The sequence below is a fragment of the Microbispora sp. NPDC049633 genome (assembly GCF_040675265.1).
GTDB classification, from domain to species: Bacteria; Actinomycetota; Actinomycetes; order Streptosporangiales; family Streptosporangiaceae; genus Microbispora; species Microbispora maris.
Map to the genome: position 1 here is coordinate 1 of NZ_JBFAOO010000012.1, position 20,126 is coordinate 20,126.

A 20,126-nucleotide genomic window follows, 5' to 3' on the forward strand; every position below is an offset into this window, starting at 1 on the left:
AGCTCGCCTGCCGGCGGGTGTGGAGATAGAGATCGCGGAGCAGGCACACCTCGGCCAGGTGATGGATCAGCTCGCGGTTGATGTGGAGCACCAGCCACCCGGTCAGCGAGAGCACACGTGATGCGATCCCGCGCGTACATCAAGTCCTCGGCCTCGGCCAGGCAGATGTCCACATCGTCGGGAACCGGCGCCAACGCCAACGCCTGCGCCGACTCACGAACAGAACCCACCAGCACCCACGACGACCGACCCTGGCGATCACCCGCGCCAGCGGTACCCGCCCTCGCGGGGTCCGCTCCGGCAGAACCCGCCCTGGCGGCGCTCCCGGCATCGTCGGCCTCCTCGCCGTTGCCGGCGGCTCCTTCGTTCGGGGCTCCACAGCCGCAGGCGCATGAATCCATGGAAGCCCACAACGGTGAATCGGCCGTCAGCCGCTCCCACCAGTCACCGTCGGTGCTGTTCGAACGGTAGGGGAGATCAGGATCGACAGCGAACGGATCCATTGCACCTCCCCACCTGATTCGAACTCGTGTATGAATTCTTCCACGGCATCGCATCGCGAACACCTGTGAGTGGCGATTTGTTGGAGCGACAGGTTGGGCGGGAAGTGCCCGTCAGATCCGGCCGATGTCGGCGGGCAGGTCGAGGGCGAGCACGTGGTCGAAGTGGAGGAAGGTCTCGAACTTGGAACCCGGCGTGACCGACTCGTCGGCCTCCAGGTCGCGCAACAGGCGCAGCGCCTCCGGTGTGTCGAGGTCGTCGTCCAGTGCCCGCTGGACGCGCTCGGCGTGGGCGTCGTCGATCGGGCGGCTCGGTGACTCGGCCCATTCGGCCACCCGGCGCCGAAGTCGCCGCAGTTCCTCGTCGGCGGCGCGAAGGGCGTCCCAGGTGAGGTCGACCGGCCGCCGGTAGTGGTGCTCGAGCAGGGCCAGCCGTACGGCGAGGGGGTCGAGGCCGGCGGCGGCGATGCCGGCCAGCGAGACGACGTCGCCGGTGCCGGTGGGGCGGCCGTCGAACAGCAGGCGCCCGGAGTGGGCCCAGTGGGCGGCGGCCTCCTGACCCGTCGCGGCGTTCGACTGGGCCCGCGCCCTCTCGTGGTGGGGGAAGCACAGGTCGGCCCCGCCCACGTACAGGTCGAAGCGCGCGCCGAGGAAGCGCAGCGGCGTGGCCGAACATTCGATGTCGCGGCCGGGCAGACCGCGTCCCCAGGGCGCGTTCCAGGCCGACCCGGCGCCGCCGTCCGCCGAATCCCCCAGAGGCTCCCACAGGGGCCAGTCGGACGCCGAGTCCGGCTTGCCGGAGATGTCGCCGTACGCGGGGAAGGAGGCCGCGTCGAAGAACACCGCCCCTTCGGGGGTCACGTAGGCGTGGTCACGTTCGATGAGCCGTCCGATGAGCTCGATCACCAGACCCATGGTCTCGCTGGTACGGGGGGAGTGCTCGGGGGCGCGCATGTTGAGCGCGAGCGTGTCGGCGTCCATCGAGGCGCCGTCTCCGCCGCCGAGGTCGGAGACGTTGCGGCAGGCGAGCACCCGCAGCCCGGCGCGCTCGGCGACGCGGCGGACCAGGTCGGCGAGCAGTGCGGGGCGCAGGTCGGCGAGACCGGCGGTCTCGTGCGCGGTGCAGGTGTACACCCGCAGGATCCGCGAGCCGGCCGGGGCGGCAGGCACGACCTGCCGGGTCAGGGTGTCGTGGAGCCGCAACATGGTCCGAGCCTACGTGCTGCCCCTGACATCCCTTTACCCGGAGTCAGGCGAGGAAGGTCAGGATGTCGCGGTCGCCGCGTTCGCGCAGGCGATCGAGCACCTCCTCGCGGGCGATCCCCTCGGGCAGGCCGATGCGCGCGCCGATGAGCCGCAGGCCCTCGGCCTCCGACGCCACCGGAGCGGTGTACCCGATCAGGTGCAGCGCCTGGTTGATCGCGGGCAGCCCGGCCGCCGCGGCGGGCAGGAAACGGGTCAGCAGCTCGCCGCCGTCGGAGACCGTGAGGAAGACGTGGTCGCCCTCGGACGCGTTGTACTCGGCCAGCACGTTCCTGATCGAGCCGATCGTCGGCTGGTTGTGCCAGCTGATCACCACCTCGCCGGAGGCGGTGGAGGCGGTGAGCTGGCCGCCGGGCGCCATGCCGAGGTGCGCGGCGAAACCGGTCGGCAGCGGGGAGCCCGAGCCGCGCAGGTGCTCGGCGTTCACGTCCACCCGGTGCCACCAGCGGCCGTCCCTGCTGCGGAAGCAGCGGCGGGTCATCGACACGTCACGGCGCGGCTGGTACGGCTCGGCCTGGTCCTGCCCGGCCACCCTGATGTAGCCGCGCTGGGTCCGCTCGAAGCCCGGTCCTCCGGCGTACGCCCTGATGGAGCTCTCGCTCACGTCGTAGCGGGAGGTCAGGTTGTCCACCACCGTGCTCACGGACGCCTCGCCGCCCGCGCGCTCGATCTCCCGGATGATCATCTCCCGGATGCCGAGGTACTCGTCGCCGCCCCAGCGCCGCAAGCCGTACTTGCTGCGGTCGAGCCGGATGAACCGCTCGTCGGAGGCGAGCTGGTTGCGGATGCCGACGAGGCTGTAGTCCTCGCCGATGCGCGTCTGGATCTCCTCGGGGGTCAGCGGCGCGCGGGTCACCGCCAGTACGGCCTCCGCCTTGTCGCACATGCTGCGCGGCCAGGGGACGACGTGGCCGTCCAGTACGCGCAGGTGCGGCACCGACGCGAGCCAGCGCTCGGCGACGTCCTCCCGGATGCCGAGCTGGGCGACGAGGGAGACCGCCTCGTCGAGTGGCCGGGGGCCGTCGGTGAAAAGCTGCCGTGTCTTCTCCCTGAGCTCGTCCGCGCCGCCCGCGACCAGCCAGCCGTCCACCTGCTCGTACCCCGTGAGCAGCGTGCGGACGAACCGCCAGGCGGGGATCGCGAGCGTGATCAGCTCGGTACGGTGCCACGGCACGGCCGCCGCGAGATCGTCGGCGGGCACGGCCGAGCCCAGCCGGGTGCGCAGCCAGGACAGGTGGGCGTTCAGCGGCGCGGCGGCCGGGCCGTTCAGCCAGTCCATCACGTGGTCGCGCAGGTCGCGCTCGATCTGCCGGATGCGCTCGCGGGTGACCGAGAAGCGCTGGGCCAGCTCGTCCAGGGTGGCCCGCTGGGCCTGGCCCGGCTGCTGGGAGGCGTCGAAGTAGAGCCGGTCCCGCGCGATGGCCCGCTGGCGGTCGTCCAGCCTGGCGAAGATCTCGTCGATGATCTCGGGCATCGGCCGCTCGGGGAGAGCGGGCGGGACCGCGGCCCCGGCCGGCTCCCGTGCCGGCTCGGTGGCCAGCAGCTTGTCGATCACGTCGACGTACAGCTCGTGGACGTTCTCCCGGGGGCCGGGCGTCTGCAGGCTCTCCTCGGGATGGGTGAACCTCAGCAGCGGCAGGATGTCGCCGAGGACCAGGTGTGCCCAGCAGGCGATCGTGAGGTCGGCGAGCCGGGAGGCGACCTGGCCGGTCCCCACCGCCGCACAGGCCCGGTCGAGGGGGAGCGCCTGCCACCACGCGTCGGGAAGACCGGGGTCGCTCGCGATCGGCTCTACCTGGCTGGGCGCGGTCCAGCGCAGCGGAGGCACGATGTCGCTAAGGCTGAGGTTCATGCAGGTCCAACCGGCAAGGGGAATATATCCGCAGTTCAGACTAGGGGATCCGACGTCAGGCCGGGATGAAGGGACTGGCTCGGCCGGAATAGGACACGTAGAGCAGCTCCCCTGCCCGCGTACATGCCACGTAGAGCAGCCCCCGTTCGCGTTGCAGATCGTGCGCCCGGGCCGTCGGATCCTCGTCGGCCGGGGTCAGCGCTTCCGGCGCCGGCACGATCCCGTCAGCCACGCCTATCACGGCCACCCGGCGGAATTCCAGCCCTTTCATGCCATGAAGGGACGTGACTTTGACCGTGATGCCCGCTTCGCGTAGTGCGGTGCGGGCGGTACGCACGAGGTTGGGGGTGCGTGCGGCGACCGCGATCTGCGCGGTCGGCACGCCCTCCTCCAGCCACTCGGCCACGGTGGAGACGAGCCCGGCGATCTCCGCCTCCGCGCTCACGTACTCGCGCACCGTCGGACGCGGGCCGTGGTCGAGCGCGCGGTAGCCGTACATCGCGGCGTTGCCCGCGACCAGTCCGTCCGCGGGGCCGCCGCCCCGCAGCCGCACTCCCCACGAAAGGATCTCGGCGGGCAGGCGGTGGGAGATCCTCAGGCGGAACCCGCGGGCGGGGATGCCGACGTCCGCGAGCGCGACCCGCGTGTCGAACATCCGCTGGTGCGGGTCCCCCAGGATGAACAGGTCGTTGGGCGCGGCGGGGACCGCCGCGCGCAGCAGCCGCCACTGCGCCGGGTGCAGGTCCTGCGCCTCGTCCACGACGATGTGCCGGTACGGCTCCCGCCCCGGCGCCTCGTCGCCCAGCAGATCGCCGACGGCCCGCCCGAGCAGGCCCGCCGCCTCGGAGGCGAGCTGGAGCAGGGTGCGCCGGCCGGACTCGCGCAGCCGCCGTACGACGTGCTGGACGGCCTCCCACACCATCGTCCTCGACTCGGCGTCCAGGCGGACGCCGCGGCCGGGCCGGGCCGCGGTCTGGTACTCCTCCAGCGTGCGAAGGTCCTGCGCGAGGATCACCTGTTCCCACTCGCGCAGCAGGAAGGCGCTGCCGAAGCGCCCGACGGCCGCCTCCTGCCACAGGTCGGCCAGGTCGTCGGAGGAGACGAGCGCCGGCGCGCGGCCCTCCGCCGCGGCGACGATGCGGTGGGCGATCCTGTCGACGTTGCCCACCTCGACGCGCTTGCGGACCAGCTCGTCATCGATGATCATGTCGAGCCGCGCGGACAGCTCGGTCGCGAGGCCCTGCGAAAACGTGACGAGCAGCACCGGGCCGGTGGCCGCGCGGGCCAGCAGGGCGGCCCGGTGCAGCGCGATGACCGTCTTGCCGGTGCCCGCGCCCCCGGTGATCAGCACCGGCTGCTCGTACGCCGGCCAGTTGGCGTACGTGTGCTGCGGCGGGTACAGGAACGTGCACCAGGTGGGCAGCGTGAGGATGCGATCGAGCTCCGCGGCGTCGGCGGCGAACGCGGCCCGGTCGGGGCTGCGCCGCAGCGCCGCGAGCAGGTCCTCGGGGTCGACGTCGTCGGCGACGCGCGAGCGGCAGGCGTCCAGCTCGCGCCAGGCCGCGGCGAGCGAGCCGCCGCGGGCGAGCGCCGCGAGCGGCGCGTACTGGCTCTGCGGGAGCATGGGCTCGACGGCCGCGAGATGCGACTCCGACGTCATCAGCCGCAGCAGCGGCAGCAGGCGGGCGTCGACGCCGATGTTCAGCAGGTCGGTGTCGCACCAGTGGTCGAAGAGCGGCCGGCCGCCGGACTCCGCCGCGCGGCGCAGGGCGGGCTCGACCCGCTCGAGGGCCTCGGCGTCCCAGGTCTCGACGATCCCGATCGCCGTGTTCACGCCGACCCTGTGCCGCTGGGCGTACGACCACGCCTCCGCGTCCGGGAGCACGGTGAGCAGCCAGTAGACGTCCTCCTGCCGCACCACCACCCCCCGGTGACGGTCGGCGAGCCGGAGAGTGGCGACGCGGGGATCGCGGCTGTTGCGCACCCTCTCGGGATGCGGCGCGGCGGACGCGTTCAGCAGGAACCTGCGCACCGCGACGGCGACGTCCCGGCGGACGGTCCGGGTGAGCGCGCCGAGCCCGCGCAGGAACTCCGGGGAGATCGCGAGCCGGGGCATGGGCTATCCCAGCAGGGTCAGCAGGTCGCGGTCCCCGCGTTCCCGCAGCCGCGCGAGGAGTTCCGGCCGCTCGACGGCTCCGGTCAGGCCGACGCGCGTCGCGATCACCTGCTCCGCCTGCTCGGGCGTGCCGCTCGGCGTGGTGTAGCCCACCAGACGCAGGGCCCGGCTCGTCTGGTCGCCGCCGTCGGCGGCGGGCAGGTGCCGTACGCGCAGCGTGCCCTCCTCGGACAAGGTCAGGAAGATGTGGCTGCCCTCCTCCGCGGAGATCTCGCTGAGAAGGCGCTGGAGGGAGTCCAGAGCCGGCCGCGCGCGCCAGGAGAGCGCGACCTCGCCGGCCGCGCTGTGCACCGTGCGGTCCTCGCCCGGCGCGAGGCCGATGTAGGCGGCGAACCCGCTCGGCAGCGGCACCTCGACACCGTCGAGGTGCTCGCCGGACACGTCCACCCTGAGCCACCACCTGCCGTCCGGCTGCCGGAAACACCGCCGGGTCAGCGCCACGTCCTTGAGGCCGCTCTGCTGCCGGTCCGCCTTCTGCGCGCGTAGTTGCGGCACGCTCTCCAGCCACTGCCGTGCCACGTCGGGACGTACGCCGAGAGAGGAGATCATCTCCAGCGCCTGGGAGACGGTCGGCGGGCGCTCCGCCGAGGCGATCAGGTTCCGCGTCTTCTCCCGCAGTTCCTCGATGTCGCCGGCCACGAGCCAGTCGCCGGACAGGCGGTGGCCGGGGAGCGTGGCGAGCACGAAACGCCAGGCGGGCACCTCCAGCGAGCGCAGTTCGCGCTCGTGCCACTCGGCCGCCGCGACGAACCGCGCCTTGGGGACCGCGGCTCCGAGCTCGTCGGTGAGACGGGCCAGGTGCTCGTTGTACGGCGCCGCCGCGGGCAGCGCGAGCCAGCGCGACAGCCGGTCGCGCAGGGCCGCCTCCGACTCGTGGATGACGGCGGGAGGAACGGCCAGCAGTTTGGCCAGTTGCTCGGGCGCGGACGGCTCGCCGGTGAAGACCCGGTTCTGTGCCACCATCCAGGTCTGGTCGTCCAGGTCGCCGAACGCCGCGTCGATCAGGGCGGGCAGATCCTGTTCCAGGGCCGGCTCGGCCTCCTCCTCCGGCGGCATCTCTTCAGGCGGCATCTCCTCAGGCGGCGTCTCCTCCGGCGGCGTCTCCTCGGGAGCCGTCTCTTCGGGGGCCATCTGTAAGAACACGGCGGTGAAGAGAGCCGTCAGCACGGGCCGTGCCTTGACGAACGGCTGGTCGGCGAGTTCCCGGCCGGACAGCGCGAGCAGGCCGTGCCACGACCCCGCCCGGTCGAGCGCGATCGCGACCTGGGGGTCGTCGGCCTCGTCGGGGTCCATCACGTGCAGCGCGGGCAGCACGTCGCCGACGGCCGCCGCCGGCCAGTGGTCGAGCGCGAGCCCGGTGAGCAGGTCGCCGAGCGCCTCGGCGTCCAGGACGGCGAGCACGCGGTGCAGGGGCAGGGTCCGCCACCAGGCGTCCGGCAGGCCGGGGCGGTCGGTCAGCGCGGTGATACGGGCAGCATCACTCCAGCGCAGCGGTGGCACGAGGTCACTCAGGCAGAAGTTCATGCTTTCCCCATCACTCACAGAGACCAGTCCATAGTCTGGCAAATCGCCCCCGCTGTGGTGGAGGTTCGGGGTTCACGCGACTCGCGGCTCAGCGGCGTTCGGCCGCGAAGCGGAGGCGGACGTAGTCGGCCATCCAGCCGGTCTCCCGGCGCAGGGCGGGGGCGGCCAGTTCGTTGACCCGGCGCAGCAGCGGCTCCACGGCCGCCGGGGGGACCCGGTCGAGCAGCGAGCCGGCGAACATCCGGACCCAGTCGGCCGCGCCGTTCGGGCACTCGTCGAGGGGGGTGGGGCGGTCGAAATACTCCAGCAGCCGGACCGTGAAGCCGCCCTTCTCCAGGCGGAGGGCGTACTCGGCGGGGCTGGGGAAGTACCACGGAAACTCGGGCTCGGGCAGGCCGTACTCGCGCCAGGCGGTGAACACGGCGGCGGTCAGGGCCGCGCAGTTGCCCGCGCCGCCCATCTCGGCGACGAACCGGCCGCCCGGCCGCAGCGCCTCCCGCACACAGCCGATCACCGCGTCGGGGTCGCGGCTCATCCAGTGCAGCGCCGCGTTCGAGAACACCGCGTCGTACGGCTGGGCGACGGTGAAGTCGTGACCGTCGCCCACCGTGAAGTCCAGGCCGGGATGGTGCGCGATGGCCTGCTCGATCATGGAGTGGGAGCCGTCGATGCCCAGGACCTGGGCGCCGCGCGCGGCGACGTCGGCGGTCAGCACGCCGGTGCCGCACCCGAGGTCGAGGACGCGCTCACCGGGGCGAGGGTCGAGCAGTTCCACCAGCGGGGCGCCGTGCGCGGAGACGTAGCCGAAGGAGCTGTCGTAGGCGCGAGCGTTCCATCGGGTGAGACTGGGAGTTTCGTACCTCAAGATCGGCTCGCATTCTGACACGTGGTGCCCGGTGTCGGGATTGCCGCAGACTCATGCCGACTTGTGAGACTGCTGGGCTAACGACACACTTTACGGCTTCCGTCGCCTCTGCGAGATCAGGTGGCTCAGCCGACCATCCGGGCCCAGTTCGCGGCCACGTACGACTTGGCCCGATCCTGCTCGGGGACGCTCAGGACGACCGGGTCGCCGGACACCGCGGGCAGCCTGGCGGCGGCGCCCCCGTCGAGCGTGTCGCGCATCTCCATCGCCTCGATGCGGGCGGGGCGGGCGAACGCCTTGAGGAAGAGGTTCTGGCCCTCGTCGGACAGCAGGAACTCCTCCCAGAGGCGCGCGGCGGCGGGGTGCGGGGCGTCGGCGCTGACCGCCTGCATGTAGTAGGAGGCGAGCACCTCGTTATTGGGGATCGTCACCCGCCAGGCCGCCGCGCCGCGTCCGGAGGCCGCCCGCGCCGCGTTCATGAAGTCCCAGTCCACCATGGCGGTCGCCTGGTCGGGCCGGCCGAGCATGCCGCCCTTCTTCAGCCGCGCGAACAGGTTCACGCCCCGCGCGGCGTCCGGCAGCCCCTTACCGAGCGAGGCGGCCATCACGGCGTCGAACGCCGACGCCACCCGGCGCGGGTCGCCCGGCAGCGCCACCACGGTCCCGGGCCTGGCCAGCGCGCCGTACGACGCGGGGGCGGGCACCTTCCGGGGGTCGTAGCCGATCGACATGTAGCCGCCGTAGGCGGCGAACCAGCGTCCCCTCTGCTCCTTGACGTCGTCGGGGATGTCCGCCCAGCCGGTCACCCGGTAGGGCGCGAAGAGCTTGGCGTTGGCGACCGCGACCTCCAGGGTGAGGTCGAAGACGTCAGGCGCCTGCTTGGTCCCCTTCAGCCGGGCCGCGGTGTCGATCTCCTGCTTGCTGCTCGCCTCCGGCACGATCGAGGTCACCTTGATGCCGTACTTGTCGGAGAACCTGGCGATGATCTCCTTGTAGCCCACCCAGCCGCCCGGCAGGCCCACGACGGTGAGCGCGCCCTCCTTCTTGGCCGCCTCGACGAGCCTGTCCATGGTGCCGAAACCGGACTCCAGGCTGTCGGCGCGGGGGTTGAGGGGAGGCAGCGGCTTGTCCGACGAGGACGGCGACGACGGCTTCGAGCACGCGGAGGCCGCGGACAGGAGGATCGCCGCCGAGGAGATCGTCACGACGCAGGCACGTATGGTCACGCCGCGTATGCTCCCCGCGTCGCGGCGGCCGTTCGCGTCGGCGCGCTGGGGGATTACCGAGTCGGCGTCCGCACCATGCTCGCCGATTACCGGGCGGGCGGCGCGGGCGGCACGATCTTGGCGGCGGCCAGGGTGTCCTCGGCGATCTCGACGAGGCTTCCGTCCCGTTTCCGTACGATGAGCACGCCATCGTGCCAGGACTCCAACACGCCGACCGCGTCCCGGTACCCACCGGGCACCCTGCGCCGCGTCGTCACCCGTTTGCCCACGTCGGCGGGGGTGACGGCGACCACGAGACGGGCTCCGAGCCGAGGGGCCACCACGATTGCCCCCCTCCTGTTCCGGCTAGTCGGCAGGCACCGCAATACTAGGGCTAGCAACCCGCGGTCGAGCCGTGCAACCCAGAAGGAGCCCGAGGTGACGTACGTCATCGCGCAGCCTTGCGTGGACGTCCTGGACAAGGCGTGCATCGAGGAATGCCCCGTCGATTGCATCTACGAGGGCGAACGCATGCTCTACATCCACCCCGACGAGTGCGTGGACTGCGGTGCGTGCGAGCCGGTGTGCCCCGTAGAGGCGATTTTCTACGAAGACGACCTTCCCGAGCAGTGGAAGGACTTCTACAAGGCCAACGTCGACTTCTTCGAGGAGCTGGGCTCGCCCGGCGGCGCCTCGAAGGTCGGCAAGATCAACAAGGACCACCCGGTGGTCGCGGCGCTCCCGCCGCAGGGTGAGGACCACTGACCGACGCCTGACCGGCGTCGTCCGTGACGACTGGGGGATTTTCTTTGCTTGCGTTGCCGGACTTCCCATGGGATCGGCTCGTGCCCTATCAGGACCTGGCACGGGCGCATCCCGGCGGGATCGTCGACCTGTCGGTCGGCACGCCGGTCGACCCGGTTCCCCCGGTCGCCCGTGAGGCGCTCGCCGCCGCCGCCGACAGCCCCGGCTATCCCCTGACGTACGGCACGCCGCGGCTGCGTGAGGCGGCCGCGGGCTGGCTGCGGCGGCGGCACGGCGTCACGGTCGACCCCGGCGACGTGCTGCCGACCATCGGCTCCAAGGAACTGGTGGCCTGGCTGCCGACGCTGCTCGGTGTGCGCCCCGGCGACCGCGTGGTCTTCCCCGAGCTCGCCTACCCCACGTACGACGTGGGCGCGAGGCTGGCCGGGGCCGAGCCCTACGCGTCCGACGGGCTCCTCGCGCTGGGCCCGGAGCGGGTCCCGCTCGTCTGGGTGAACTCGCCGTCCAACCCCACCGGGCGCGTCCTGCCCGCCGAGCACCTGCGCAAGGTCGTCGCGTGGGCGCGCGAGCGCGGCGCGGTCGTCGCGTCCGACGAGTGCTACATCGAGCTGGGCTGGGAGGAGCACCCGGTCTCCGTCCTCCATCCGGACGTGTGCGAGGGCTCCCACGAGAACCTGCTCGCGGTCCACTCGCTGTCGAAACGATCGAACTTCGCCGGATACCGCGCGGGCTTCGTCACCGGCGACCCCCGGCTCGTACGGCGGCTGCTGGAGGTGCGCAAGCACGCCGGCATGATGATGCCCGCCCCGGTCCAGGCCGCGACGGCGGCCGTGCTCGACGACGACGCGCACGCCGACGAGCAGCGCGAGCGGTACGCCCGGCGCAGGGCGGTGCTGCGGCCCGCGCTGGAGCGGGCCGGCTGGCGGGTCGAGCACTCGGCCGCCGGGCTCTACCTGTGGGCCACGAACGGCTCCGGCTGCTGGGACCAGGTGCGCGCCCTGGCCGAGCGGGGCATCCTCGTCGCGCCGGGAGAGTTCTACGGCGACGCCGGGCGTGGGCACGTCCGCATCGCCATCACGGCCACGGACGAGCGCGTCGATGCGGCGGTCAGCCGCCTCCAGTAGGATCGCGCGCCATGACGACAGCGATCGTGATCGTGCTGAGCCTCGCCACGGTCGTCATGCTCGGCGTCCTCGCCGCGGCCCGGCGCACGCGGGCGCGCCGGCCGGTCCGTACCCCGCCCGCCCCCGCGGGAGGGTCCTCGTCGCCCGACCTCGCGGCGGACCCGGACTTCTTCGACCCCCGCACGATCCGGGTGGGGGACACCGTCTACGTGGAGGCCGCCCGCTACCGGGCCGTCGGCGCCCTGCACTGCACCGTGCAGGGCGAGAAGTGGACGGAGTACCTGCTGGACGAGGGCGCCCGGCGGTACAACTGGCTGTCGGTCGAGGAGCGGCCGGGCGTGGAGGGCGAGCCCCTCCACCTGGAGGTCCTGCTGTGGACCGACGTGCCGACCCAGGGCATGGTGCCGGCCAAGCACATGCTGATCGTGGACGGCGTCGAGTTCTCCCCGATCGAGCGCGGCACGGCCGCCTTCCGCTCCGAGGGGACGACCGGGCTGCCCGAGCGCGGCCTGCTCGACTTCGCCGACTACCGGGCGGGCGACGGCCGCCTGCTGTCGTTCCAGCGTGTCCAGGGCGGTCAGTGGGAGACGTCCTACGCCCGTCCGCTCACCCCCGGTTCGGTCCGGGTGGATCGGCTGCCCTGATCACCGGGGTAGGTTCTGCTTCGTGGAACGGCGCCTTACCAAACCTGTCGTGACCGTCGTGGTCATCGTCGTCCTGCTGGGCGCGGCCATCTTCTACGGCGCCTACCTCTTGCTGAAGCGGACCGAGCCGTTCGCTCTGGGCGAACACTGCATCGTCAAGACCACCGACGGCACGCTCGACATCGACATCGAGCAGGCCCAGGTCGCCGCCACCATCGCGGCCGTCGCCGTGCGGCGCAAGCTGCCCGAGCGCGCCCTCCAGATCGCCTACGTCACCGCGATCCAGGAGTCCAAGCTGGCCAACCTGCCGTACGGCGACCGCGACTCGGTGGGCGTCTTCCAGCAGCGCCCCTCGCAGGGCTGGGGGACGGTCGAGCAGTTGCAGGACCCCGTCTACGCGACGCGGAAGTTCTTCTCCGCCCTGGAGAAGGTGAGGCACTACAAGACCCTGCCGCTGCACGAGGCGGCCCAGGCCGTGCAGCGCTCCGCCGACGGCTCGGCCTACGCCGAGCACGAGTACGACGCCAAGATCCTCTCGGCGGCGTTCAGCGGGCGCGTGCCCCAGGCCGTGCACTGCTGGTACCCGCCCTCGGACAAGCCGGCCGCGCCGCAGCCGGAGGTCGCGCGCAAGCAGCTCGTGCGCGCGCTCGGGACGGACTCCGCGCCCAAGCGCGGCTGGCTGGTGGCCGCCTGGTACGTCGCCCACGCGCAGAAGTACCACCTGCGCCAGGTGCGCTTCGAGGGCGTCACCTGGACGGCCGCCAGCGGGCACGACGGCTGGCGCAAGAACGCCAAGCCCGTCGCCACCGTGCAGATCGCGTGAGCCTGTGGATTAGGGTCGGGTGACATGCGGCTTGACCTTGCCCAGGACGTGGGCGCGCTGACGGCGCGACTGGTGGACATCGAATCGGTGAGCGGCGCGGAGAAGGCGCTGGCCGACGCCATCGAGGAGGCACTCGTTCCGCTGCCGCACCTGACGGTGCTGCGGGACGGCGACGCCGTGGTGGCGCGCACCGATCTCGGCCGGGCCGAGCGCGTGGTGATCGCCGGGCACATCGACACGGTCCCGGTGGCGGGCAACCTGCCCAGCAGGGTCGAGGACGGGGTGCTGCACGGGTGCGGCACCTCCGACATGAAGAGCGGCGTGGCCGTCCAGCTCAAGCTCTGCCTGCTGGCCGAGCCGAACCGCGACCTCACCTTCGTCTTCTACGACTGCGAGGAGGTCGAGGCCGAGCGGAGCGGTCTGCTGCGGCTCACCCGCACCCATCCCGAATGGATCACGGGTGACTTCGCGGTCGTGATGGAGCCGACCGACGGGCTCATCGAGGGCGGCTGCCAGGGCACGCTGCGGGCCGACATCACGGTGAAGGGCGTGCGGGCGCACAGCGCCAGGTCGTGGGAGGGCGTCAACGCCATCCACGGCGTCGCGCCGGTCCTGGAGATCCTGTCCGGCTACGAGGCGCGGCGTCCGGTGGTGGACGGCCTCCAGTTCCGCGAGGGGCTCAACGCGGTGGGCGTACGCGGCGGGGTGGCCGGGAACGTGATCCCGGACGAGTGCGTGGTGACGGTGAACTACCGCTTCGCCCCCGACCGCACGCTGGAGGAGGCGTTCGCCCACGTCCAGGAGGTCTTCGACGGCTTCGACGTCCGCCTCACCGACGGCGCGCCGGGCGCGCGGCCCGGGCTCACCCACCCGGTCGCCGCGGCGTTCGCGGCCGCGATCGGCGGCACGCCCCGGGCCAAGCTCGGCTGGACCGACGTCGCGCGGTTCTCCGCCCTCGGCATGCCCGCGGTCAACTGCGGCCCGGGCAACCCCGACATCGCGCACACGGCCGGGGAGAACGTGAGCCTGGCGAAGATCGTCGAGAGCGAGCGCCGCATGACGGCCTGGCTGACCGCATAACCCGTAGATAGAAGAAAGTGGCTCTCCTCGCCGGCCATTTGGCGGGGAAAGCCACTTTCGTCCCGAGCAGCACCCTCGTTCCTTAGACGGGGCCTCGGCGACGACCGGTTCCATCCTTCTGCGGATGTTTTTCAGATTTCTCCGGAGCGTTTGGGGCGTGGGCGCCGGGGCAGCGCGTTCGTCTTGCACCGTTACCGATCCCGACCGTTAGCGTGACCGTCATGAACCACTCCCGACCCGAACGCCGGCAGGGTCCGTCCCTGGTCCGCGGCGGCCTCGTCCCCGAATCCACCCACGACCAGCGCCTGCTCGACCGCCGTGGTCCCACCGGCTGGCTGCACGAGGATCCCTGGCGGGTCCTGCGCATCCAGTCCGAGTTCGTCGAGGGCTTCGGCGCCCTCGCCGACCTTCCCCCCGCCGTGACCGTCTTCGGCTCGGCCCGCACCGGTCCCGACAGCCCCGAGTACGAACTCGGGGTGAAGGTCGGCTCGGCGCTCGCCAAGGCGGGCTACGCGGTGATCACTGGCGGCGGCCCCGGCGTGATGGAGGCGGCCAACAAGGGCGCCCTGGAAGCCGGCGGCGTCTCGGTCGGCCTCGGCATCGAGCTGCCGCACGAGCAGCGCCTCAACGACTACGTGGACCTCGGCATCGAGTTCCGCTACTTCTTCGTGCGCAAGACGATGTTCGTCAAGTACGCCAGCGGGTTCATCGCCCTGCCCGGTGGTTTCGGGACGCTCGACGAGCTGTTCGAGGCGCTGACCCTGGTCCAGACCCGGAAGGTCACCTCGTTCCCGGTGATCATGATGGGTGTCGCGTTCTGGGCGCCGCTCATCGACTGGGTCCGCGACACGCTGCTGACCACCGGCAAGATCTCGAAGCAGGACGTCGACCTGATCTCGGTCACCGACGATCCCGACGAGGCCGTGCGGATCATCGTGGAGGCCGACCGGCGCGCCGCCAATCAGTAGGGTTGCCCTGTGTTCGTCTGCGTGTACTGCTCGTCCAGCCAGAAGATCGACCGCAAGTACCTCGACCTCGCCCGTGAGGTGGGGACGGAACTGGCCCACCGCGGCCACGGTCTCGTCAGCGGAGGTGCGATCGTCTCCTGCATGGGCGAGGTCGCCCGGGCGGTCCGGGCCGGCGGCGGCCACACCGTCGGTGTGATCCCCCAGGCCCTGGTCGACGTCGAGATCGCCGACACCGACTCCGACGAGCTGATCGTCACGGCCGGCATGCGCGAGCGCAAGGGGATCATGGACGCCAGGTCCGACGCGTTCCTCGTGCTCCCGGGCGGCATCGGCACCTTGGAGGAGCTGTTCGAGATCTGGACCTCCAGGGTGCTCGGCATGCACGAGCGGCCGCTGGTCGTCCTCGACCCCTGGGGCCTGTACGCGCCGCTGCGCGACCTGGTCGACGGCATGTACGAGCAGGGCTTCACCCGGCCGAACGTGTTCGACGCGATCTCGTGGGCGACCACGGTGGAGGAGGCGCTCGACATGCTCGAGCTGTCCACGGTCCGCCTCAGCCCCACGGGCGAGGAGCTCGGCGAGAGCTAGGCCAGGCCGCGGCGGGTCAGGGCGGGGGGCCTGCGGCCCAGCAGGGCCTCGGTCATGTCGAGGGCCTGCCGTACGTCGTGGGACGTCCGGAAGACGCTCGCGCCCGCCCAGGCGAACGCGGCGGCGGCCGCGAGGGCCTCGGTCTCGTCGCAGGGGAGCGTCACGACGACGGTGCGCCCCGCCCGGGCCAGCGCGGACACCTCCGGGAGCGAGGTGGCCTCGACCCAGCCGGGCTCGGTCTCGTCGTCGGGCCCGATCACGCGCGTCATGCTTCCATGCTCGCACGCCGGAGAGTTGTGGCACGATTCGTATGTGCTGGTCGTACTCGTCATCGCCGGGCTCGCCGTGATCGTCTGCGTGGTCATGGTCTCGTTGGGACACGGCGGCGAGATGGCGGAGTTCCCCCCTGACGCGCCGCCGCTCGATCTCCCCGCGGCCGGTCAGGTGACCTCCGCCGACCTGATCGCGCTTCAGCTCCCCATCGGTCTCGTGGGCTACAGCACCCAGGCGGTCGACGAGACCCTGCACCGCGTCTCGGTGGCGCTGGGGGAGCGTGACACCCGCATCGCCGTGCTTGAGCAGCGCGTGGCCGAGTTATCGTACGCCCGGCCGCAGGTGCGTCAGGAGACGCGGCAGGCCGAGGCGGAGCAGACCGACGACGCCGACGAGAGCCGGGCCGAGCGTGACCGCGCCGAGGCCGAGGAGGCGTGGTGACGACGCACGACGGGCTGGTCCGCTGCGGGTGGGCGGGCACGACGCCCGACTACGTCGCCTACCACGACGAGGAGTGGGGCCGTCCGGTCCGCGGAGACGACCTCGTCTTCGAGCGGATCACCCTGGAGGCGTTCCAGTCTGGCCTGTCGTGGCTGACGATCCTGCGCAAGCGGGACAACTTCCGAAAGGCGTTCGCCGGGTTCTCCATCCCGGCGGTGGCGGCATTCGGCGAGAGCGACGTGGAGCGCCTGCTCGCCGACACGGGCATCGTGCGCAACCGCGCCAAGATCGATGCGGCCGTCGCCAACGCCCGCGCCGCTCTGGAACTGCCGGGCGGGCTGTCGGCACTGGTGTGGCGGTACGCCGAGGAGCCCGGGCGGGTGCCCGCCACCCTCGCCGACGTCCCGGCCAGCACCGCCGGCTCCACGGCGCTGGCCAAGGAGCTCAAGAAGAACGGCTTCCGCTTCGTCGGGCCCACCACGGCGTACGCCCTGATGCAGGCCATCGGCCTGGTCAACGACCACGTGGCCGACTGCCACGTCCGAGAGGCCGTCAGCGCCCTGCGCCGTGTCTGATTGCTTCGAAGCGCCTACCGGCCTTCGAAGGCAGGGAGTTCCTTGTTGAGGAACGCCTTGGTCGCCGCCGCGTGGTCGGCGGTGGCCGCGCACTCGTCCTGAAGCTCCGCCTCCCGCTCCAGCGTGTCGGCGAGGGAGCAGGACGCCGCCTGGTCCAGCGCCGCCTTCGTCGCGGCGTACGCCCGCGTGGGCCCCTGCGCGAGCCGTACGGCGAGGTCGCGGGCGGCGGCCGCCAGCCGGTCGGCCGGGACCACCTCGGCGACCAGGCCGAGCTCCAGGGCCCTGGCGGCGTCCACGACGTCGCCGAGCAGCAGCATCTGGCGGGCGCGCGCGGGGCCGACGAGCCGCTGCAGGGTCCACGACGCGCCGGAGTCGGGCGCCAGCCCGATCCCGGTGAACGCCATCGAGAACTTGGCGCCCTCCGCCGCCACCCGGAAGTCGCACGCGAACGCCAGCGAGGCGCCCGCTCCCGCGGCGACCCCGTTGACGGCGGCCACGACGGGCTTGCCCATCGTGGCGATGGCCAGCACGATCGGGTTGTAGTGCTCGCGCACGGTGTTCGCCAGCCCGAGACCCCGGTCGAGGTTGTCGGCGTGCTCCCGCAGGTCCTGCCCCGCGCAGAAGGCCCGGCCCGCGCCGGTGAGGAGCACGGCCCGCACCGACGCGTCGTCCGCGGCGCGCCGCACGGCCGCGAGCAGGCCGGTCTTCATCGCGACGGTCAGCGAGTTCATCGCGTCGGGGCGGTTCAGTGTGATCGTGGCGACGGCTTCGTCGACGTCGTAGGTCACGGTCATCTCAGGCGGCTCCATTCAGTGTGCGGTCCACGAACGCGGCGGCGGCGGGCAACAGCCGCGCGGCCTCCTGGTCGAAGAAGGCGCGGGCCTTCTCGCCCGGCCAGCCCGGCGGCAGCAGGTCGGCGGGGAGCCCGGGGTCGCGGAACAGGAAGTTGCGCCAGCCGTGCACCAGTCTGCTGCGGACGGCGAAGACCCGGTCGTCCGGCGCGTCGTCCGGCAGCGAGCCGACCAGGTCCGCGGCGCTGGCCAGCCAATCCTCGTACGCGTCGCCGATGGCGTCCAGGTCCCACGCGCGGGCGAGCAGGTCACGCGGGTCGCCCTCGTACGCGGCGTCGAACCGATGGCCGGGCGCCCGCAGCGCGTCGAGTTCCGGCGAGGGGCGGGGGCCGATCCAGGTCGTCTCCGACAGCGGCGCGTATCCGAGGAAGGCGAGGTCGGCCCGGAGCCGCTCGCGCCGGGCCCGGTCCCTGACCGGTTCGAGCACCAGGACGTGCCAGTGCCCGGCCCACGGCGCGTCGCCCCCGCGGTAGACGCGGGCCGCCGTCTCGTCGAGCCTGCGTTCGCACTTCGGGGTGACGGCGTACCCCGGTCCCTGCGGCAGCCGTACGGGGTCGAGCCAGCCCTGCCTGACCATGCGGGATATGGCGGTCCTCACGGCGGGCGCCGCGATGTCGAGCGGCGCGAGCAGCCTCACGAGCGCGGCCACGGAGGCACGGCCGCCACGGGTGCGAAGGTGGTCCCCATAAAGATCGAAAAGCGCGGCTCGGGCGTTCACCCCACCCAGTGTGGGGTCACGTCCGGTCCGTCCACAACGCGTGCCGCGCCGCATTGATCCACTGACCGGAGCCGGGCCGTTACCTTTTTGAGCTCGGAGGCGGGATAATAGAACATCACAGAAACGTGAATACGCCGGTTACCCTCCGGGGCGGCCGACAACGCGGGAAGGGATACACGCATGGCGGCGATGAAGCCGCGGACCGGTGACGGTCCGCTGGAGGTCACCAAGGAAGGACGGGGCATCGTCATGCGGGTCCCTCTCGAAGGTGGCGGCCGACTCGTCGTGGAGCTGTCCGCGGACGAGGCCAGCGCCCTCGGTGACGCGCTGAAGAAGGTGGTCGGCTGATCTGATCAGCCGACCTGTTCGATTAACGGCCCTGGCGGCGGGTGATCCCGCCCCGGGGCCGCCCTGTTGGAGGTGGACGTGCCCATCGAGACCACGCCGGTCCTCGCCGGTCCTCGCGGTGCTCACGACGGTCGCGGCGCCGGGCCCGCCCCGGACGCCGATCTGGTGGCCGTGCCTTTCGGCCCGGATCTGACCCCTGCCGCGGCGCCCTGGCTCGAGACGCCCGTGCCGGTGGACGCGCTGCTCGCGCACTACGAGGCCAAGGGGGACCCCGGCGAGGTCGTGGAGGTGCCGGTGGCGCGGGACGGCGCCGTTCGCCGTGTCCTGCTGTACGGCACCGGCGACGGCTCGGCCGCCGCGCTGCGCAAGGCCGGGGCGGCCGTCGCGAGGCGGGCGAAGGGCCGCGCCTCGCTGTCGGTCGTCGTCCCGTCCGAGGGGGAGGCCGCCGCCCTGGTCGAGGGGGCGCTGCTCGCGGCGTACACGTTCACCATCGGCAACGGCCGCACCAAGCCGGTGGGGGAGATCGTCTTCATCGGCGGGGACGAGCGGGAGCTGAAGCGCGGCGAGGCGGTCGCCCGGGCCACCGCGCTCGCCCGCGACCTCGTCAACACCCCGTCCTCGGTGAAGACTCCCGCGTGGCTCGCCGACCAGGCGAAGGCGGTCGCGGCCGAGTCCGGGCTCGCCGTGCGGGTGTGGGAGGAGCCCGAGCTCGCCGAGTTCGGCGGCATCAGGGCCGTCGGACAGGGGTCGATCAGCCCGCCGCGCCTGGTGCAGCTCTCCTACACCCCCGAGAACCCGCGCGCCCACGTGGTGCTCGCCGGCAAGGGCATCACGTTCGACACCGGCGGCCTGTCCCTGAAGCCCACCGAGGGCATGAAGGCGATGAAGACGGACATGGCGGGCGGCGCCGCCGTCATCGCCGCGATGAGCGCGCTGGCGGCCTTCGAGGCGCCGGTGCGGGTCACCGGCCTTGTGGCCTGCGCGGAGAACTCCATCTCGGGCTCGGCGCAGCGGCCCGGGGACGTCATCACCCAGTACGGCGGGCGCACGGTCGAGGTGCTGAACACCGACGCCGAGGGCCGTCTGGTGCTGGCCGACGCGCTGGCGTACGCGGACGCCGAGCTGGACCCGGACGTCGTCGTCGACATCGCGACGCTGACCGGGGCGGCCAAGGTCGCGCTCGGCCAGTCGCTCGCGGCCGTCTACTCGACCGACGACGCGCTGGCCGCCGCGCTGGTCGACGCCGGGGAGGCCAGCGGGGAGCGGCTGTGGCGGATGCCGCTCGTCGAGGACTACCGCGCGATGCTCGATTCGGACGTGGCGGACCTGGCCAACATCGACACGATGAAGTCGGGCGCGGCGGGGTCGATCACCGCGGCGCTGTTCCTGCGCGAGTTCACCGGCGGGCGGCCCTGGGCGCACCTGGACATCGCGGGGCCCGCGCGGGCCGGCTCGGACGAGGGGGAGATCACCAAGGGCGGCACCGGTTTCGGCGTCCGCCTGCTCCTGCGTTATCTGACCGCCTGACGCCCGCTCAGGGCGG

Annotated in this window: 21 protein-coding genes; 11 read left to right on the forward strand and 10 right to left on the reverse strand. The window is 72.3% G+C overall.

Going from position 1 to position 20,126, the window contains the following annotated elements; all coding sequences use genetic code 11:
* Nucleotides 1–614: 614 nt before the first annotated feature.
* The 7 genes from AB0J39_RS05325 to AB0J39_RS05355 form a co-directional block, all read right to left on the reverse strand.
* Nucleotides 615–1,706: a cysteine--tRNA ligase gene (locus tag AB0J39_RS05325; RefSeq protein ID WP_363462075.1), complete on the reverse strand. Its 1,092-nt coding sequence runs from the start codon at nt 1,704–1,706 to the stop codon at nt 615–617.
* 43 nt (nt 1,707–1,749) lie between these two features.
* Entirely contained in the window at nt 1,750–3,615 is a 1,866-nt protein-coding gene (locus tag AB0J39_RS05330) for a sigma factor-like helix-turn-helix DNA-binding protein (RefSeq protein WP_363462077.1), read from the reverse strand.
* Nucleotides 3,616–3,670: 55 nt separating this feature from the next.
* A complete protein-coding gene (locus AB0J39_RS05335) occupies nt 3,671–5,731 on the reverse strand; it encodes a UvrD-helicase domain-containing protein (protein WP_363462079.1) in 2,061 nt (686 codons plus the stop codon).
* A gap of 3 nt (nt 5,732–5,734) precedes the next feature.
* Nucleotides 5,735–7,333: a hypothetical protein gene (locus AB0J39_RS05340; RefSeq protein ID WP_363462081.1), complete on the reverse strand. Its 1,599-nt coding sequence runs from the start codon at nt 7,331–7,333 to the stop codon at nt 5,735–5,737.
* Between the two features lie 70 nt (nt 7,334–7,403).
* Nucleotides 7,404–8,180: a class I SAM-dependent methyltransferase gene (locus AB0J39_RS05345; RefSeq protein ID WP_363462083.1), complete on the reverse strand. Its 777-nt coding sequence runs from the start codon at nt 8,178–8,180 to the stop codon at nt 7,404–7,406.
* Between the two features lie 125 nt (nt 8,181–8,305).
* Nucleotides 8,306–9,406, reverse strand: a complete 1,101-nt coding sequence (locus tag AB0J39_RS05350; RefSeq protein WP_363462085.1) for an ABC transporter substrate-binding protein — start codon at nt 9,404–9,406, stop codon at nt 8,306–8,308.
* 86 nt (nt 9,407–9,492) lie between these two features.
* The gene (locus tag AB0J39_RS05355) at nt 9,493–9,726 is read right to left on the reverse strand and encodes a hypothetical protein (RefSeq protein ID WP_169987279.1); all 234 of its coding nucleotides are present in this window, start codon (nt 9,724–9,726) and stop codon (nt 9,493–9,495) included.
* Between the two features lie 97 nt (nt 9,727–9,823).
* Between AB0J39_RS05355 and fdxA the strand changes: the two genes are divergently transcribed.
* From fdxA to AB0J39_RS05390, 7 genes are all read left to right on the forward strand, one after another.
* Nucleotides 9,824–10,150 (forward strand): ferredoxin, encoded by a 327-nt coding sequence (gene fdxA, locus AB0J39_RS05360; protein ID WP_346228349.1) that lies wholly within the window; start codon nt 9,824–9,826, stop codon nt 10,148–10,150.
* 44 nt (nt 10,151–10,194) lie between these two features.
* Nucleotides 10,195–11,274, forward strand: a complete 1,080-nt coding sequence (gene dapC / locus AB0J39_RS05365; RefSeq protein WP_363462087.1) for a succinyldiaminopimelate transaminase — start codon at nt 10,195–10,197, stop codon at nt 11,272–11,274.
* Between the two features lie 11 nt (nt 11,275–11,285).
* On the forward strand, nt 11,286–11,918 hold the full coding sequence (locus tag AB0J39_RS05370) for a DUF4178 domain-containing protein (protein ID WP_363462089.1): 633 nt from the start codon (nt 11,286–11,288) through the stop codon (nt 11,916–11,918).
* Nucleotides 11,919–11,967: 49 nt separating this feature from the next.
* Complete coding sequence (locus AB0J39_RS05375) at nt 11,968–12,741, forward strand: hypothetical protein (RefSeq protein ID WP_363462091.1); 774 nt, start codon at nt 11,968–11,970, stop codon at nt 12,739–12,741.
* Nucleotides 12,742–12,765: 24 nt separating this feature from the next.
* Nucleotides 12,766–13,821 carry a succinyl-diaminopimelate desuccinylase gene (gene dapE, locus AB0J39_RS05380; RefSeq protein WP_363462093.1) on the forward strand — a complete coding sequence of 352 codons (1,056 nt, stop codon included), beginning with the start codon at nt 12,766–12,768 and terminating at the stop codon, nt 13,819–13,821.
* Nucleotides 13,822–14,042: 221 nt separating this feature from the next.
* On the forward strand, nt 14,043–14,789 hold the full coding sequence (locus tag AB0J39_RS05385; protein WP_363462095.1) for a TIGR00730 family Rossman fold protein: 747 nt from the start codon (nt 14,043–14,045) through the stop codon (nt 14,787–14,789).
* A 9-nt stretch (nt 14,790–14,798) separates the two neighbouring features.
* Nucleotides 14,799–15,377: a TIGR00730 family Rossman fold protein gene (locus AB0J39_RS05390; protein ID WP_363462097.1), complete on the forward strand. Its 579-nt coding sequence runs from the start codon at nt 14,799–14,801 to the stop codon at nt 15,375–15,377.
* Here the strand turns inward: AB0J39_RS05390 and AB0J39_RS05395 are convergent.
* Nucleotides 15,374–15,646: a hypothetical protein gene (locus AB0J39_RS05395; protein WP_363462099.1), complete on the reverse strand. Its 273-nt coding sequence runs from the start codon at nt 15,644–15,646 to the stop codon at nt 15,374–15,376. The genes AB0J39_RS05390 and AB0J39_RS05395 overlap by 4 nt on opposite strands.
* A gap of 43 nt (nt 15,647–15,689) precedes the next feature.
* Between AB0J39_RS05395 and AB0J39_RS05400 the strand changes: the two genes are divergently transcribed.
* Together AB0J39_RS05400 and AB0J39_RS05405 are read left to right on the forward strand one after the other, a co-directional pair.
* Nucleotides 15,690–16,091: a hypothetical protein gene (locus tag AB0J39_RS05400; protein WP_363462101.1), complete on the forward strand. Its 402-nt coding sequence runs from the start codon at nt 15,690–15,692 to the stop codon at nt 16,089–16,091.
* The gene (locus AB0J39_RS05405; protein WP_363462103.1) at nt 16,088–16,666 is read left to right on the forward strand and encodes a DNA-3-methyladenine glycosylase I; all 579 of its coding nucleotides are present in this window, start codon (nt 16,088–16,090) and stop codon (nt 16,664–16,666) included. Before AB0J39_RS05400 ends, AB0J39_RS05405 begins: the two co-directional genes overlap by 4 nt.
* A 14-nt stretch (nt 16,667–16,680) precedes the next feature.
* Here the strand turns inward: AB0J39_RS05405 and AB0J39_RS05410 are convergent, their stop codons facing one another.
* A complete protein-coding gene (locus AB0J39_RS05410) occupies nt 16,681–17,475 on the reverse strand; it encodes an enoyl-CoA hydratase-related protein (protein WP_363462105.1) in 795 nt (264 codons plus the stop codon).
* On the reverse strand, nt 17,462–18,289 hold the full coding sequence (locus AB0J39_RS05415; protein ID WP_363462107.1) for a PaaX family transcriptional regulator C-terminal domain-containing protein: 828 nt from the start codon (nt 18,287–18,289) through the stop codon (nt 17,462–17,464). Before AB0J39_RS05415 ends, AB0J39_RS05410 begins: the two co-directional genes overlap by 14 nt.
* A 126-nt stretch (nt 18,290–18,415) precedes the next feature.
* On the opposite strand from AB0J39_RS05415, the gene AB0J39_RS05420 reads away from it, so the two are divergent.
* Complete coding sequence (locus AB0J39_RS05420) at nt 18,416–18,583, forward strand: DUF3117 domain-containing protein (RefSeq protein WP_076433904.1); 168 nt, start codon at nt 18,416–18,418, stop codon at nt 18,581–18,583.
* Between the two features lie 78 nt (nt 18,584–18,661).
* Nucleotides 18,662–20,110, forward strand: a complete 1,449-nt coding sequence (locus tag AB0J39_RS05425; RefSeq protein WP_363462109.1) for a leucyl aminopeptidase — start codon at nt 18,662–18,664, stop codon at nt 20,108–20,110.
* Nucleotides 20,111–20,126: the final 16 nt, after the last annotated feature.

Excerpts from the sequence above, each read along its gene's own strand:
- dapE (WP_363462093.1), top strand. The coding sequence starts at position 12,766 with ATGCGGCTTGACCTTGCCCAGGACGTGGGCGCGCTGACGGCGCGACTG.
- AB0J39_RS05385 (WP_363462095.1), top strand. The coding sequence starts at position 14,043 with ATGAACCACTCCCGACCCGAACGCCGGCAGGGTCCGTCCCTGGTCCGC.
- AB0J39_RS05420 (WP_076433904.1), top strand. The coding sequence starts at position 18,416 with ATGGCGGCGATGAAGCCGCGGACCGGTGACGGTCCGCTGGAGGTCACC.
- AB0J39_RS05410 (WP_363462105.1), bottom strand. The coding sequence starts at position 17,475 with ATGGAGCCGCCTGAGATGACCGTGACCTACGACGTCGACGAAGCCGTC.
- AB0J39_RS05330 (WP_363462077.1), bottom strand. The coding sequence starts at position 3,615 with ATGAACCTCAGCCTTAGCGACATCGTGCCTCCGCTGCGCTGGACCGCG.
- AB0J39_RS05415 (WP_363462107.1), bottom strand. The coding sequence starts at position 18,289 with ATGCGGCGCGGCACGCGTTGTGGACGGACCGGACGTGACCCCACACTG.
- AB0J39_RS05395 (WP_363462099.1), bottom strand. The coding sequence starts at position 15,646 with ATGACGCGCGTGATCGGGCCCGACGACGAGACCGAGCCCGGCTGGGTC.
- AB0J39_RS05370 (WP_363462089.1), top strand. The coding sequence starts at position 11,286 with ATGACGACAGCGATCGTGATCGTGCTGAGCCTCGCCACGGTCGTCATG.
- AB0J39_RS05325 (WP_363462075.1), bottom strand. The coding sequence starts at position 1,706 with ATGTTGCGGCTCCACGACACCCTGACCCGGCAGGTCGTGCCTGCCGCC.
- AB0J39_RS05335 (WP_363462079.1), bottom strand. The coding sequence starts at position 5,731 with ATGCCCCGGCTCGCGATCTCCCCGGAGTTCCTGCGCGGGCTCGGCGCG.